Here is a 16355-nt window from a genome sequence, read left to right as displayed (position 1 = left end):
ATATCGACTGATTTACGGAAATCTTTATTGCAGGAAGGGTAAAGCGAGTAAATTTTTTTTGAGATAACTGAGACGCATAATGATATTAATTAAATTTCAGAATTTATCCGCTAAAATTGGGATTTTTATCAACCAAACCTGAAATTGCTCAAAAAAAACAGCAAGCGATCAACTCGCTTACTGTTCCTTTTTGAAATATGTCCAGCCGTCTTCCTGATAAACTTTCCCAGCTTTCATTAATGATCCGATTGCACGCTTGAACGCGCCTTTGCTCATGTTAAAGCGTTCTTTAATATCCTCTGGGTCGCTCTTATCGAAAAATGGCATCGCTCCGCCTCTTGATTCCATGTAATCATAAAGCTGCTGTGCATCCTCATCCAATGCTTCATGCTTTCTGGGAAGCAGAGATACGTTGATTGTTCCATCGTCTTTCACTTCAATTACACGTCCTGTTACCAGCTCGCCTAAACGAGGCTCTCTTTTACGCTGCGAAGAGTGAATAAATCCTTTGTAGCCTTCTTCTGTAATAATATATGAGCCGGCAATAATCATTCTGTAAACTCTGCCTGTCACAGTTTGATTGTTGGCTGCACCTTCTGCTGATACGATATTCTCCTGCATGACATCTTCCGTTGCAAGCTTCGTGAAAAACCTGCCATTTTTCGTTACCTTCAAAGAACAATAAAGCATGTCCCCCTCTTCAGGCCAAACCTCGATAAACGCTGGAAGGATATCGTTTGCTACCAGGGCATCCTTGGATAAACCAATATCAACAAACGCTCCCATGTCTTCTCTTACGCTTACAACTTCAACCCAGTCGTAATGATCCTCGGTAATTTTCGGTTTCTTCATTGTTGCAGCAAGACGGTCTTCATGATCAACAATTAAATAAACCTCTACTTCTTCTTTGTCATCAATCGGTTCCGTGATTTCCGTTTTATGAAGGAGCACACGGCTTTCCCCATCTGTTAAATAATAGCCATAATCTAATTTTTCATCTATCGAAAGCGTCATAAACGTTCCTGGATTCATCAATTGTATTTCGTTCCTTTCTTTTGCAGGTTGCATCTGCTGTTAGTTTTCAAATTGAAGCGGACATTTATGTATGAATGTGCACCTTAACGGCTAATCGTCTGGGCTAATCGGGTGCTTAATTGCTGCAGACTACTCCAACTTTTACGTTTTGTACTTCGTATTGTCCGGCTCCATCGCCTAACTCCTCGGCCAGAACGGATCCGCCAGTAAAGGCAAAAAGCGCCTTTTCTGGCAGATCCTTATCTGTCTGTCGGAGCTAAACAGGCGATTCCGCACTTCGTATTGTCCGGCTCCATCGCCCAGCTCCTCGGCCAGAACAAATTCCCCCAAAAAGTCAAACCCGGACTTCATCCTCATTGCTGCAGACTACTCCAACTTTTACGTTTTGTACTTCGTCTTGTCCGGCTCCATCGCCCAGCTCCTCGGCCAGAACGGATCCGCCAGTAAAGGCAAAAAGCGCCTTTTCTGGCAGATCCTTATCTGTCTGTCGGAGCTAAACGGGCGATTCCGCACTTCGTATTGTCCGGCTCCATCGCCCAGCTCCTCGGCCAGAACAAATTCCCCCAAAAAGTCAAACCCGGACTTTTCGGCGGAATTCTTATCTGTCTGTCGGAGCTAAACGGGCGATTCCGCACTTCGTTAGTTGTTATCCCCTGTTCATTCTACTATAATCTATAGATAATATAAACTTTTGGGAGGATTCTTATGGCGAAGGACAGTTCTTTTGATATTGTTTCAAAGGTGGATATGCCTGAGGTGACGAATGCAATTACGATGACAATGAAGGAAATTGGCACCCGCTATGATTTTAAAGGGAGCAAAAGCAGCATTTCTCTTGAAAAAGAAGAGATTGTTTTAGTTTCAGATGATGAGTTTAAAATGGATCAGTTAAAGGATGTTTTTATTTCTAAATTGATAAAGCGCAATGTAGCGACACGAAATATTGATTACGGAAAAATCGAAGGTGCATCGGGCGGAACGATTCGCCAGCGCGCTAAGCTCATTCAGGGTATTGATAAGGATAATGCAAAAAAGATTAATGCCATTATTAAAAATTCCGGATTAAAAGTAAAAACTCAGGTTCAGGACGATCAGGTCCGTGTGACCGGCAAAAATAAGGACGACCTTCAGCAGGTGATCGCAGCCGTTCGCGGAGCCGACCTGCCGATAGATGTTCAATTCATTAATTTCAGATAAAGTGAACAAACACTCGGGCTATCCTCTGCTGAGTGTTTTTTTCGTTGTTCTGCAAGTATCTGCTTCGATTTCCCCTCAACAAATTCCCCGTCTATTCAGAAAAGTTTTATTTTTGTATTGAATCTATCCGAAAAAACATGTAAATTAGATATAATATCTTTTTCTAAAATTTCATATTTCACCATTCTTATCTAGAGAAGCTGAGGGACTGGCCCTTTGAAGCTTCAGCAACCTGGCATAATGAAATCATCTGTCTTCATCAGAGATTTCAATCCAAGGTGCTAATTCCAGCGATGCATCCATCGAACGATAAGAAGAAGTCCTGAACGTTCAAAAGTCTTCTTCTTGGAAGGCTTTTTTTGTTTTTTTATTGCACTAAGGAGGTTTGGAGTTTGACACTTTTAAACGATTTACAGAAGAAGATCCTGATTGGCGACGGAGCAATGGGAACATTGCTTTACTCACACGGAGTTGACAGGTGTTTTGAAGAATTGAATTTATCGAAGCCTGATGAAATATTAAATGTTCATAAGGCGTATATTGCAGCCGGTGCAGATGTCATTCAGACAAATACTTACGGTGCAAACTATATTAAACTATCAAGATATGGACTTGAAGATGAAGTGAGAGCAATTAACCGTACTGCCGTTCAGATTGCTAAAAAAGCAGCAGCCGGCAATAACACCTATGTTCTTGGAACAATAGGCGGCATCCGTGCTTTCAAGAAAAATGCCTATTCCCTTGAGGACATTAAACGAAATTTCAGAGAACAGCTTTACCTTATGCTCAGTGAAGAGGTAAGCGGTCTGCTGCTTGAAACCTATTATGATCTTGAAGAAATTAAAACCGTATTAGAGATCGCCAGAAAAGAAACGAATATCCCGATTATTACAAACATCTCCCTTCACGAAATTGGAGTCTTGCAGGATGGAACACCCCTGCAAGAAGGCCTTTCTCAGCTTGAGGCCCTTGGTGCTGACGTTGTCGGTCTGAATTGCAGACTTGGTCCTTACCATATGCTTTCATCACTTGAAGAAATTCCGCTCCCGGAAAGAGCGTTCTTATCTGTTTATCCCAACAGCAGCTTGCCTACTCTTGAAGAAGGAAGACTTGTCTATGGCTCTGGAGAAAAATATTTTGCAGAAAGCGCTCTAGCCTTCAGAAATCAGGGAGCAAGACTGATTGGAGGCTGCTGCGGCACAACCCCAATCCACATCGAAGCAATGGCAGCAGCGCTTAAAGGACTCCCTCCAGTTACAGAAAAGAAAGTTAAAATAAGAAAGAAAGAGATTTCTGTCACGTCTGCAGCGGAAAGAAAGTACCCTCCCCTGCCGGAAATAGTCAATAAAAAGCGCTCTCTGATTGTAGAACTCGATCCTCCTAAAAAGCTTGGGCTGGACAAATTTATAAAAGGTGCAAAAGCACTGCAAGCTGCTGGAATCGATGCCTTAACACTTGCAGACAACTCACTTGCATCACCGAGAATAAGCAATGTGGCTGTAGGGTCCATCGTTCAGCAAACACTTGGACTCAGGTCCTTAATTCATATTACATGCCGCGACCGCAACTTAATTGGCCTTCAATCTCATTTAATGGGTCTTCATACGCTGGGACTTACGGATGTGCTGGCGATTACGGGCGATCCATCAAAAATCGGGGATTTTCCGGGAGCTACTTCCGTTTATGATCTTTCATCATTTGATTTGATCAGCTTAATTAAACAATTTAACGATGGTCTTTCTTATTCAGGAAAACCTCTTGGGGAAAAAACCAATTTTTCAGTTGCCGCTGCGTTTAATCCCAATGTTAAATATCTAGATAAAGCGGTAAAAAGACTGGAGAAGAAAATTGCCTGCGGTGCAGATTATTTCATTTCACAGCCAATTTACTCAGAAAAACAGCTGATTGATGTTTATGAGGAAACGAAGCACTTAACCGTTCCGATTTATATCGGCATTATGCCGCTCACAAGCAGCCGCAATGCAGAATTTATCCATAACGAAATTCCGGGCATTACTCTTTCTGACAGTATTCGTGAAAGAATGGCCCGGGCAGGCGACAATCGGGAGAAAGCCTATCAGGAAGGATTGGCGATTTCTAAAAGACTGATCGATGCTGCCTTTGACTTATTTAATGGAATCTACTTAATTACACCATTTTTAAACTATGAATTAACCGTTGAACTGACAAATTACATTCACAAGAAACAAATTGAGGTCAATGAAAGGAAGATTACGCATGTCTGATATAAAAAAGCAGCTTGAGAAAAAAATCCTCGTTCTGGACGGAGCGATGGGCACCATGATACAGGATGCAAATCTTTCTGCAGATGATTTCGGCGGAGAAGAATACGAGGGCTGCAATGAGTATTTAACGATTACTGCACCAGAAGTCATCGAATCCATTCATGATGCTTACCTGGACGCTAAAGCAGATATTATTGAAACCAACACATTTGGCGCTACCAAGATTGTTCTTGATGAATATAATCTCGGTCACCTCGCTTTTGAGTTAAATAAAAAAGCGGCGGAGATCGCCAAAAAGGCAGCTGAAAAATATTCAACTCCTGACTGGCCGCGTTATGTTGCGGGCTCAATGGGCCCTACGACAAAAACACTTTCTGTTACAGGCGGAGCAACGTTTGAAGAGCTTATTCAAAATTACGAAGAACAGACGCTCGGCCTGCTTGCAGGCGGTGCTGATTTGCTTCTTCTTGAAACGAGCCAGGACTTATTAAATGTGAAAGCAGGCTTTCTCGGCATTAAACGCGCCTTTGAACAAGCAGGCAAAGAAATTCCGCTGATGATATCAGGGACAATTGAACCTATGGGAACGACGCTTGCCGGCCAGGATATCGAAGCCTTTTTCATCTCGCTTGAGCACATGAAGCCTTTATCTGTAGGTCTAAACTGTGCAACAGGGCCAGAATTCATGACCGACCACATCCGGACGCTATCAGGCATGGCCCATACAGCTGTCAGCTGCTATCCTAATGCCGGCCTGCCTGATGAGGAAGGAAATTATCATGAATCTCCCCGTTCTCTTGCTCAGAAAGTAAAAGGATTTGCAGAACAGGGCTGGCTGAACATTGTCGGAGGCTGCTGCGGGACTACACCTGCACATATTACCGCCATTGCTGATGCTGTAGGTGAACTCGAGCCCCGCTCCGTTCCGGAACGTGATCCGGCTCATACTGTTTCTGGCATCGAGCCGCTTATTTATGATGATTCCATGCGGCCTCTCTTCGTCGGAGAACGGACAAATGTAATTGGCTCCAGAAAGTTTAAACGACTAATAGCGGAGGGGAAATTTGAAGAAGCAGCTGAAATTGCCCGAGCTCAAGTTAAGAATGGCGCCCATGTAATCGATATTTGTCTGGCTGATCCTGACCGCGAAGAAGTAGAAGATATGGAAGCCTTCATAAAAGAGATTACGAAAAAAGTAAAGGCACCTCTTGTCATAGATTCAACGGATGAGTTAGTCATTGAAAAGGCACTTTCCTATTCTCAAGGGAAAGTGATCATCAATTCCATCAACTTAGAAGACGGTGAAGAGAGATTTGAAGCAGTCGTCCCGCTCATTCACAAATACGGGGCAGCTGTTGTTGTTGGAACGATTGATGAAAAAGGAATGGCGCTGACTGCTGAGCAAAAGCTTGATATCGCAGTCCGTTCCTTCGAGCTGCTGACTCAAAAATACGGGTTAAATCCATCAGATATCATCTTTGATCCGCTCGTATTCCCTGTCGGAACAGGAGACGCGCAATATATCGGCTCAGCAGAAGAAACGATAAAGGGCATCCGCTTAATTAAAGAACGCTTGCCGCAATGCCTGACAATCCTTGGAGTCAGCAATGTATCCTTCGGCCTCCCGCCTGTTGGACGCGAAGTACTGAACGCCGTTTATTTGTATCATTGCACTCAGGCAGGACTTGATTATGCAATCGTCAATACGGAGAAACTCGAACGATTTGCATCGATTCCAAAAGAAGAAATTGAAATGTCAGAAACTCTTCTTTTCAATACGAATGACGAAACATTGGCTGCCTTTACAAATCACTACAGAGGCAAAAAGAAAACCGTAAAAAAACCGGTTCAGTCTCTTCCTCTAGAAGAACGCCTTGCTCAATATGTGGTCGAGGGTACGAAAGAAGGACTGCTTGCAGATCTTGAGATTGCCTTAAAAGAGTACGCAACACCGCTGGATATAATAAACGGTCCACTTATGAAAGGCATGGCTGAGGTAGGAGAGCTGTTTAATACAAACCAGCTTATTGTTGCCGAAGTGCTGCAAAGCGCAGAAGTCATGAAAGCATCCGTCTCCTTTTTAGAGCCACACATGGAAAAAAAGGATGACAGCGGGAAAGGCAAAATTCTGCTTGCTACGGTAAAAGGAGACGTTCATGATATCGGCAAAAATCTAGTCGATATCATCTTGAGCAACAATGGCTACAAGGTTGTAGACTTAGGCATAAAAGTGACACCTCAGGACTTAATTCTGGCTGTCAAAAAAGAAAATCCCGATATCGTCGGACTTTCGGGTCTTCTCGTAAAATCCGCCCAGCAAATGGTATTGACTGCACAGGATTTAAAAGAAGCTGAAATCTCCGTGCCAATCATGGTTGGCGGTGCTGCCTTATCCAGAAAATTTGCTGACGGAAAAATTGCTCCACAGTACGGCGGACCTGTCATTTACGCCAAGGATGCAATGGATGGACTGTCCCTTGCAAACAGAATCAGAATAGATCCTACACAATTTAAGAAAAAAGAAGCCGTTCCTGAAAGATCTGCTGAAAAGAAAGCAATTCCGGCAGTAATAGAGCTGCTGGAAAAAAGGGCTGCACTCACTCCCTCTCCTTATTTTGTGCCAGAGGATTGCAGGCGGCATATTATTAAAGATATCGAACTGTCACATCTGATTCCTTACATTAACATGCAGATGCTGATTGGCCATCATCTTGGCCTAAAAGGAAAAGTAAAGGAAATGCTTAAAAATAAAGATCCGAAAGCTGTTGCCTTAAAAGAAACAATAGATGAGCTTCTTAAACAGGGCTACGCGGAAAAATGGTTCCAGCCTGCAGCCGTTTATCAATTTTTCCCTGCAGAGTCAGATGGCAATATGCTTCATATTCTGGATCCCGAAACGGAAAAAACCTTGCAGACATTTGAATTCCCAAGGCAATCAAAGCTGCCGCACCGCTGCATATCTGATTATATCCGTCCAAAAGATGAGAACAAACAAAGAGATTATGTCTCCTTCTTTGCGGTAACCGCCGGAAAAAAAGTAAGGGAAATTGCCAACCGTTTTAAAGAGCAGGGAGATTATTTAAAGAGCCATGTTGTACAGGCATTGGCACTTGAGCTTGCCGAAGGCCTTGCAGAACGGACTCACCAGCTGATCCGTGACCAGTGGGGCTTTCCTGATCCTCCGGATTTTACTATGGATCAGCGCTTTTCTGCGAAATATCAGGGTCAGCGTTTTTCTTTCGGATACCCGGCCTGTCCGAATCTGGATGACCAGGCTAAATTATTTGACCTCATATCTCCGGAAGATATCGGCGTGAACCTGACTGAAGGCTTCATGATGGAGCCGGAAGCGTCAGTAACGGCACTCGTTGTTGCCCATCCAGAAGCAAGATATTTCAATGTATTGAACTAAAACTTAGGTTTTAGTTCTTTTTTTATGGGAATTTTTACGTTTCATCTCATTTATTCAGGGAATATATTCTAAAGAACAGCTACATATTCAACATACTTTTCACCATACTAATCATGATTAAACCATGGAGGGATTTGGATGAGTCAAGATAATCAAAGCAAAAAAACAATGCCAGCACAGCATCAGGATGTACAGCCGGGACATGAGAACTTAATGAACCCTCTGCCTGAATTTGATGCACTTCAATATAAGGGCAGTGAGAAGCTGCTTGATAAAGTGGCTATTATTACAGGAGGAGATTCAGGAATTGGACGGGCAGTTGCAGTCCATTACGCAAAGGAGGGCGCAGATGTCGTCATTTCTTACTTAGACGAGCATGAGGATGCAAATGAAACGAAACGGCTTATTGAACAAGAAGGCCGAAGATGTATTCTTATGCCGGGAGATATAGGCGAAGAATCTTTTTGCGGACAAATTGTTTCAGAAACCATCAATCAGCTTGGAAAACTCGATATCCTTGTAAATAATGCCGCAGAGCAGCATCCTCAGGCAGGAATTGAAGAGATATCAAAAGAACAGCTCGAACGGACGTTCAAAACGAATATCTTCTCCTTTTTTTATATGGTGAAAGCAGCACTTCCTCATCTGAAAAAAGGAAGCAGTATAATCAATACGTCCTCCATTACAGCATATGCGGGCAATGAGCAGCTGATTGATTATTCATCAACGAAAGGTGCAATTACAACATTTACAAGATCTCTTTCCATGTCCCTTGTAAAAAAAGGTATAAGGGTAAACGGAGTGGCCCCTGGCCCAATTTGGACCCCTCTCATTCCATCTACCTTTGATGCAAAAAAAGTTTCGGAATTTGGGGCTGACACTCCTATGGGGCGTCCCGGCCAGCCTGATGAACTTGCTCCAAGCTACGTTTTCCTTGCCAGCAACGATTCTACTTATATAACGGGTCAGATGATTCACGTAAATGGCGGAAAAATCATTAACGGATAAACCTAGTTTCAGGAACGCCTGAGTTTGAAGATTCAGGCGTTTTTTTGTTTGAAATTTTATTTTCCCCCTCTATAAAATGTGTGAATGACTAATACTTTTTTGGAAGCGTTTACATATAATGTACTAGGAAGGGGGGAAAATCATGGATCGATTAATCTTCTTATTCTTAGCTGCTATTCTTGCCGGCTTTGCTTTAGTTGAAATGCCGTTAGCAGGTACATTCTTGGCAAGCATTGAGCCTTTCACAACTGTCGTGGGCGTTTTAGCAATTTTAGTTTTTTCTTTTGTTCTAATCTTTCACGGCGTTAAAAGCTTATTTAATAAGTAGTCATGTTTTTTGGCCGGCAATTGGATTGCCGGTCTTTTTTTATACATATTGAAGCTTTTGACTAAACCATAAATAGGCTAACATAATTCTTTATCTGGCATACCTTAACTTTGAGTCATGAAAATGCTCATCATCTCGATTTAAAATTAGGAGGAATTTTTAATGAGTAAAGATGGAAATTGCGGCGGCGGCTACAACAACGGTTTCGCGTTAATTATCGTATTGTTTATTTTATTGATCATCATCGGTGCTTCTTTTGTCGGCGGAGCTGACTACGGCGGCCACGGCTGCTGCTAATAACAAATGAACGGCTTGCCTTATAGGTAAGCCGTTTCTGATTTTTCATATAGAAAAAACGCATGAATTGATTAGAATCCATGCGTTTTCATATTAAACTTGTGTACTTGTTAAAATGTCTGTAATGACTGGCACGATTTGTTTTTTGCGGGAAACGACACCTTTTAAAACAGCTGTGTTATCCACAAGCTTTACATCATATGCCTGTTCTACAGCACGTGTTTCGCGTCCAAGAGCCAATGCTACGGAATCATTAATTAAAATGTCTGTTACAACGAAGATGAATAAATCCAATTCTTTTTCAGCGATAACAGCAGAAATCAATGCTTCAATTTCTTCTTTATGAATTAATACATCGTTTGGATCTACAGCGTTTACTTGCGCTATTTCTACTTTATAGTTACCCATAGAAAATTCCTTAGCATCAAGTGAAATCAGCTCAGCTACTGTTTTGTCGCTTAAGTCTGCACCTGCTTTAAGCATATCAAGGCCGTAGACCTCCGGATCAACGCCTGCAATTTCCGCTAATTCGCGGGCTGCTGCAATATCTTGCTCTGTACATGTAGGAGATTTAAATAATAAAGAATCTGAAATAATGGCAGAAAGCATCAATCCAGCAATTTCTTTAGAAATGCTTACGCCATTTTCTTTGTACATTTTGTTTAAAATGGTAGCTGTGCAGCCAACTGGCTCTGCACGATAGTACAATGGATCGCTTGTCTCAAAATTGGCAATGCGATGATGGTCAATAACTTCAAGTACTCGGACATCATCAATGTCACTTACACTTTGCTGACGCTCGTTATGATCAACTAAAATAACCCCGCTTACTTCATTTGCCACCGTTTCTACAAGGCGGGGAGTTTCGATTCCAAATGCATTTAATGCGAATTGAGTTTCACCGTTGATTTCACCTAAGCGCACCGGTTCAGCATTTAATCCTAGTTTTGTTTTAAGATCAGCATACGCAATTGCAGAGCAAATTGTATCTGTATCGGGATTTTTATGACCAAAGATTAAAACTTTTTCCATCTAAAAAACTCCTTTGCTGTAAATACTATAGATTTTTTGCCGCATCAAAGGGCGTATATTTTCTTATTTTAACAGAAAATTGTGCCGTTTACTGTCTATTTTTTTAAGTTTATTTGAAGATACACTTTATTATTAACCGTTTTGCTTACTTTTTCAAGTGTGGTCTTATGATTACAGGCAGCTGTTGCATTTCATGTTGCGGAGTTGGCACTGAAAGTCTGGCTGCAGCTAAAGGCAGTTCCAAAAGCCACAAGCTCATAAGCTTCCGGAATGCTGATTCAAGTAGCTGTTCACTTGAAATTCACAGTGAATATCAGGTGAATGAACTCTATAAATCTTCACAGCCTTATCTTTTCCATAAGAATATATAATGGCTGTAGAGCCTTCGCCGACAATGTCCATCTCATTCATTATTATCTCTTCAGAAGCGGATTCATTGGAAAATATCCCGCTTCCTTCAACGGTTCTAAATCTTCGTCTTCCTCTGCCATCTCAGTGAAAATAAATGTTTCATCAAGCTCGTATAGAGATTCAAGCTGCTCGCCAGATTCTTTGTATCTGCCCAAAGCTGAAAGATAACAAGCCCTGTTATATAAATTGATTAAATCCTCCGGCTCCATTGAAATAGCTTTCTCAACTGCTTCTAGTGCCGGTTTTAGTTTATTTTGATGTCTATAAATCAGGCCGAGCTGATTATAGTTGTCATGATCGTCTGGATTTACAGCGATTGCTTGCCGGATTGCCTCTTCTGCTTTGCTGTATTTATCTATAGCTTCATAGACTCTAGCCAGGTGAAAGTATCCTTTTTCCACAGCAGGCTCAATTTCTAATGCACGCATGAGAGCTTTTTCTGATTCTTCATATTCGCCAAGTTCAAGTAAAGCCATTCCAAGCAAAATGAGATAGTCTGGATCCTCGTTTTCTTCAAGCAGCGTTTCAATTAGGCTGCATGCTCCTGACAAATACTTAACTGCTTTTTTCTCTGGAACATTTTCAAATTCATTTACATAAAGAACAGCAAGCCTGGAGGCAACATCAGGCTCCCACTGGTAGCGGAGCCACTGTTCCAGAATTTTAATGGCATCCTCTGCTAATCCTGCCTCTAAATGAAAATCGACGTACCACATAACGGCTGTTACATTTTCACGGTCATGCTTCATCGCCTCTTCATATAGTCCAATTACCATACCGAATTTCAGACTCATCTTTGAAAAATTCGTGAACCGCTTCAGCCATCCTTTTTGTTCTTCCATTTCTTCGCAGGCATCACGAATGGATTGCATTTGACGTTCGTATGCAGCTGCTGCATTCATAAAGACTACGCTTTTCTCTTCATTGGAAAGCTTCATTTTTTTAATTTCAGTCTCAATTTTATGCATGGACTTTGTGCTCAGCATCAATTCAATCCATGTATCGTAAAGAATTTTATTCTCTTTGTTTTCCATAAGCAGCGTGTGAAGCTGGGATTTTGCTTGTTTCGTTTTGCCCTGCTTTATCCAGAGTTTGACTTGATGATGCAGGATCTGGAATTGGGATGGCGCAAGTTCAAACGCTTTAATCAAGTTTTCTTCCTCTTCTTTCAGATTTCCAAGCTTTCCGTGTATATGGGCAAGAGTATCATAGAGGAAAGCTTTCTCAACTTTCACGCTCATCAGAAGAGCTTTAAACGCTTCAACTTCCTGCTCAGACTCCAGTACTCCAAGTACTGCTTCTGCAGAAATGCAATATGGATCGAGTTTAAATGCAGACATCAGGTATTCTTTTTCTGCTTCCCTGTCCTCTCTGGCATTTGCTATGGAAGCGAGATCCAGCAACGCCTGCTCATGTGCAGGATCAAGCGCGAGCACCCGTTTGTACTGTTTTTCTGCCTCATCAAAATTTTCTTGATTTAAGGCGATCTCCCCAAGCCGGTAAAAAGGAAGAACATCATCATTATTTAAGGAAATAGCCTGCTTTAAATACTGCTTTGCTTTATCCAAAAGACCCTGAGACTCATATAAACAGCCGATATAGCTGATAAGAAAAAATTCGTCTTTTTTTCCTTCTTTCAAGCTTTCTAAAAACTCCACCCCTCGGCGTGAATATGGCGTTTCAGACACCAGATCAACATAAATCTCAACGGCTTCCCCTATATTTGCATCTGCATATAAAACTCCTTTTTCTACATAAGAAAGTGCCAGGTCCATATATGAATCCTTTTCTTCCATTTCAACACTAGCAGCAAACATAAGCTTTCCGGCATTGATTAGAAATTCACTGTCCTTTTGAAATTGTTCAAAATCAAGGTGAATGGTCTTGAAAAATTGATCTGTTTTACCTTCCTCTTTATAAAGAGCTGCAAGGGAAATACGAGCATACACATCTTTCGGGTTCAGCTCAGCTGCCTGTTGATAGAATCGCCTTGCTTGATCAAATTCTCCGGCACGCTCAAATAAATCTCCCGCTTCATGGATCAGCATCTGTTTATCTTCAGCAGCTTTAATCCCCTGCTCAAGTATCTCTTTCGCTGCAGGAACATCCTCATATACAAATTCATAAAGCCCTGCAAGCTCTTTATATCCAAGCGGTGTTTCCGGCTCCAGTGCAATAGCAGTCTGAAATCCTCTCCTTGCAAGATGGTATCTGCCTAATTCTTTATCGCACAACGCCCGCTGAAACCATACATACCCGTCCTGCTTTTCTCTTTTCAAGAAAGTGTGGAAGAGGTTTCTCGCTTTTTCATGCTCGTTCATATCCATTAGAATAATTCCATGGTTGATTTGTGAAAACCCATCTTCCTCATTAATATCCATCGCAATCTCCGAATATCTCAAAGCTTCCTTTACACGGTCTCTATTTAGTTCAGTCAGAGCAAGATAGCCCCAAAGAATATGGTCATCCGGTTCAAATTTCAAGGCTTCAGTAAATGCCGTAAAAGCACTGTCATAGTCATCCTTGTTATAGCATAATCTGCCTTTTGCATACCAATAAGCAGCAAGGTTATGCCTAAAAGGAATTTGTTCCAAGTATTCCACTGCGCGGTCATTGTTTTTTACGCTGAAATACGCCATGGCTGCAGAGAGGCTGCGGTATTCTGACTCCTTCGAATGCTCAAAAACATGCTTTGCCGCTGCATCCAAAATCTCTTCTGCTACTAAATCAGGAAGATATTTAATGATATAGGCAGAGACAGCCATATTGTGAAGATTTTCTTTTAAAAAGGATTGTTCAGAATCACTCAGCTGCCCGTGAGAGATCTCGGTCAATGAAAAGAGTTTGATTGCTAATTCGTGTTCATTGTCAGACAAAACCTCCAATTTTGCAGTTTCATTTTCAGGAAGAATAGCTAATGACAAGGCTCCGTTGTTCCCATACTCCCGTTCAAGGTCCTCATACATCACTTCATGTGTGTCTCTGAGATTAGGATCCTGAACGTGGAAGACTTGTAAATTGTCATCGTAGCCCGCAAGAAATTGAACATGGGATGTCGTTGGAAAGTCGATATTAATCATAACAGCCGTATTTTGGTCAATCAGGGTTTTGAAAACGTCGGGATTTCCAAAAAAGTATTTGCCTGCAAACTCTTTTTCTTCAAAATACTCGATCATTTTGGAGAGTTTTGAACCTGAAACTGAATAAACAAAGTCTGCGATTTCATCCTGTTTATATGATTTGCTGTACATGCTGAAAATCATTTCGGCACATGCCGGGACACAATAATTATATTTTTGTACAACCGGCTTAAAGTTCAGCATTTTAGCAGCATCGTCCGTTCGGCCAGTAAAATTTTTATAATGGGATTCTTTTTTAAATTCACTATGCTCTGCCAAAAATGCTTGAAGTTTCTCAAATTCTTTCTGGTCATATAAGGAATCAGCCGTGTAATACTCTGCCATTCTTTTATATTCATGAAAAGGAGCCAGCTGATTTAAGTCTGAGATTGCTTTCTCCATCTCCGTCCAGCGCTTCTGTTTATAGCTAAGTCTAATTTTTTCAAGGATCAGTTTTGGATAGGCTGGATAAAGTAATAGTCCTTCTTCCAATAGAGTCTGTGACTTTCCGGCTTCGCCTTGAATGGCATAATGCTGAACAAGCAGCAAATAAGCGATCACACCATCTTTTTTATCTTTTGTACCTGCTTCTAAGTATGAAACAGCCTTGTCCCATTCTCCGGTCTGCAAATAAAAGTACGCCCAGCGTGTATCCATCGGATCATCGGCTGCTGATTCGCACTTCTTCAGATAAGCCTCGGCAGCCTTTAATCGCCGCATCCCAATAAGTGCACTTGCCATTGTAAAATAAAGCTTTTCCCTCAGTTCATCGGGTAGTTCCTGCTCTTCTAATTCCTTTAAAAGTTCTTCTGCCTCAATCAGCTTGTTCTCATCAATCAGCTGCTCGCAATACCATAGAGCCGTTTGAGGAGATTTTAATCTGCGGTAACTGTCTCTTATAATGATACCGCTAAGTTGGTCCATTAATGATGCATCTAAAACTTGAAGCAAGTATTTTAGTTGGCTTTCATCCAGGAATGACCGGATGAAACCGCGGAAACGCGTAAGCTTTTTCTCCTCCGCGACTTCCCTGTATCCTTCTAAAAAGTGACGGATTGCAGCAGAATAGTCATGTTTTTTCAGCATTTCTTCTATGTATGATATCTTCATTTTTACCCCTCGCCAGATTATTCAGAATGTAAATTTCTTCTCTTTAAATATACTTTGTTTTATATAGTTTGTAAGCCGTTTTTTTCTAATAAAAAAACCTGCACACCAAGTACAATATGCAGGTTATCAGAGCATACAATTTGCTTACCTAAGCGGTGAAGACATAACTTTAATAAAATCAGCCAGGAAGTCCTGATACTGAAAATTAAGGGCAATGGTATGCCTTGCACCTGGCTGCATCTGATTAGTGCGAAAATCAGCATAGCTGAGTCCTCTTGCCGTTTCTAAGACAGATACCTCCACATCTTTAGTAACAGAATAAATCTTGTCTTTATTCAGCATATAGTAAAGCGTAAACACGTCATGAATAGAGGCCCCTCTCCCTCCAGGCCTCAGTTTAGCATAAGCATCTGCATAATAGTTTGTTATGGACGGAATAAGCTCTTTGAAAGGATTTGAGGCTATTGAATAAATATAATTAGCAATTTCTCTTGTAACAATAGCTCGGTTGGTGACGTTTAAAGGTGTGATATAGACTTCGTTTGCATAGTCTAAGACAACATTAACAGCTATTGGATCTCCATAAAAATTTGCTTCTGCAAGAGGGGTTACATTTCCCGGTACAAAAAAAGCACCTCCCATTAAATAGATTTCATTGATTTCTTTCATCAATTCAAGTTTTAAATTAAATGCATTAGACAGAGAGGTAGTTCTGCCGGTATCAACTATGGTGATATCTTTGTTTTGTTTAATGATATCGAAAATATAACTAAAATCCCTCACAACTACATTCAATCCCTTTGGAGGTCTAATCGGGCCCAGTCCTTCTTCTCCATGTATTTCAGGATAATAGACCGAAACCTCGCCGCTCAAAGGAAAGGTCGCCCCCTCTACCACTGGAATGTCTTCTCTTCCTGCGAGCTTAAGCAGATATGCTGCGTTTTCTGTTGCCTGCTGTTTCGTTACATTTCCATAACTTGTAACAATGCCTAATAGCTCAATCTCGGGGCTTAATAAAGCATAGATAATGGCTAAAGAATCATCAATGCCGGGATCTGCAAACAGTAAAATCTTTTTCATTATGAATCCACCTATTTTCTATTGTCAGTTGGTTATATATATGGATTTAAAAAAGATTGAATGATACGTTTTCCTCCGAA

At 41.3% G+C, this 16355-nt stretch carries 11 protein-coding genes and 1 riboswitch; of the genes, 6 read left to right on the top strand and 5 right to left on the bottom strand.

The features are described 5' to 3' along the window. Nucleotides 1-177 precede the first annotated feature (177 nt). Nucleotides 178-1032 carry a CvfB family protein gene (locus tag QLQ22_RS05775; RefSeq protein WP_223443208.1) on the bottom strand — a complete coding sequence of 285 codons (855 nt, stop codon included), beginning with the start codon at nucleotides 1030-1032 and terminating at the stop codon, nucleotides 178-180. 708 nt (nucleotides 1033-1740) lie between these two features. Here QLQ22_RS05775 and QLQ22_RS05770 point away from each other — a divergent pair. The 6 genes from QLQ22_RS05770 to QLQ22_RS05745 all read left to right on the top strand — a co-directional run bounded on the left by QLQ22_RS05770 (nucleotide 1741) and on the right by QLQ22_RS05745 (nucleotide 9523). Continuing rightward, the gene (locus QLQ22_RS05770) at nucleotides 1741-2232 is read left to right on the top strand and encodes a YajQ family cyclic di-GMP-binding protein (RefSeq protein WP_223440329.1); all 492 of its coding nucleotides are present in this window, start codon (nucleotides 1741-1743) and stop codon (nucleotides 2230-2232) included. A gap of 184 nt (nucleotides 2233-2416) precedes the next feature. Further along, a riboswitch (SAM riboswitch) is annotated at nucleotides 2417-2548 on the top strand. 76 nt (nucleotides 2549-2624) lie between these two features. Next, a complete protein-coding gene (locus QLQ22_RS05765) occupies nucleotides 2625-4478 on the top strand; it encodes a bifunctional homocysteine S-methyltransferase/methylenetetrahydrofolate reductase (protein WP_223440327.1) in 1854 nt (617 codons plus the stop codon). Next, nucleotides 4471-7890, top strand: a complete 3420-nt coding sequence (metH, locus tag QLQ22_RS05760; protein WP_252208208.1) for a methionine synthase — start codon at nucleotides 4471-4473, stop codon at nucleotides 7888-7890. Before QLQ22_RS05765 ends, metH begins: the two co-directional genes overlap by 8 nt. A gap of 138 nt (nucleotides 7891-8028) precedes the next feature. Then, on the top strand, nucleotides 8029-8898 hold the full coding sequence (locus QLQ22_RS05755; protein ID WP_252208206.1) for an SDR family oxidoreductase: 870 nt from the start codon (nucleotides 8029-8031) through the stop codon (nucleotides 8896-8898). Between the two features lie 142 nt (nucleotides 8899-9040). Beyond that, a complete protein-coding gene (locus QLQ22_RS05750; RefSeq protein ID WP_223440321.1) occupies nucleotides 9041-9226 on the top strand; it encodes a hypothetical protein in 186 nt (61 codons plus the stop codon). A 162-nt stretch (nucleotides 9227-9388) separates the two neighbouring features. Further along, nucleotides 9389-9523, top strand: a complete 135-nt coding sequence (locus tag QLQ22_RS05745) for a YjcZ family sporulation protein (RefSeq protein WP_223440320.1) — start codon at nucleotides 9389-9391, stop codon at nucleotides 9521-9523. Nucleotides 9524-9616: 93 nt separating this feature from the next. Here QLQ22_RS05745 and QLQ22_RS05740 read toward each other — a convergent pair whose 3' ends face one another. The 4 genes from QLQ22_RS05740 to QLQ22_RS05725 form a co-directional block, all read right to left on the bottom strand. Beyond that, the gene (locus QLQ22_RS05740) at nucleotides 9617-10555 is read right to left on the bottom strand and encodes a manganese-dependent inorganic pyrophosphatase (RefSeq protein WP_223440319.1); all 939 of its coding nucleotides are present in this window, start codon (nucleotides 10553-10555) and stop codon (nucleotides 9617-9619) included. A gap of 255 nt (nucleotides 10556-10810) precedes the next feature. Next, a complete protein-coding gene (locus QLQ22_RS05735; protein ID WP_223440318.1) occupies nucleotides 10811-10966 on the bottom strand; it encodes a hypothetical protein in 156 nt (51 codons plus the stop codon). Between the two features lie 2 nt (nucleotides 10967-10968). Beyond that, nucleotides 10969-15195, bottom strand: coding sequence for a tetratricopeptide repeat protein (locus QLQ22_RS05730; protein ID WP_284016201.1), 4227 nt, complete (start codon nucleotides 15193-15195; stop codon nucleotides 10969-10971). 144 nt (nucleotides 15196-15339) lie between these two features. Then, nucleotides 15340-16275, bottom strand: coding sequence for a nucleoside hydrolase (locus tag QLQ22_RS05725; protein WP_284016200.1), 936 nt, complete (start codon nucleotides 16273-16275; stop codon nucleotides 15340-15342). Nucleotides 16276-16355: the final 80 nt, after the last annotated feature.

The organism is Metabacillus hrfriensis (genome assembly GCF_030127205.1).
GTDB lineage: Bacteria > Bacillota > Bacilli > Bacillales > Bacillaceae > Bacillus_P > Bacillus_P dongyingensis.
This window is presented reverse-complemented; position numbering and strand designations above follow the sequence as displayed.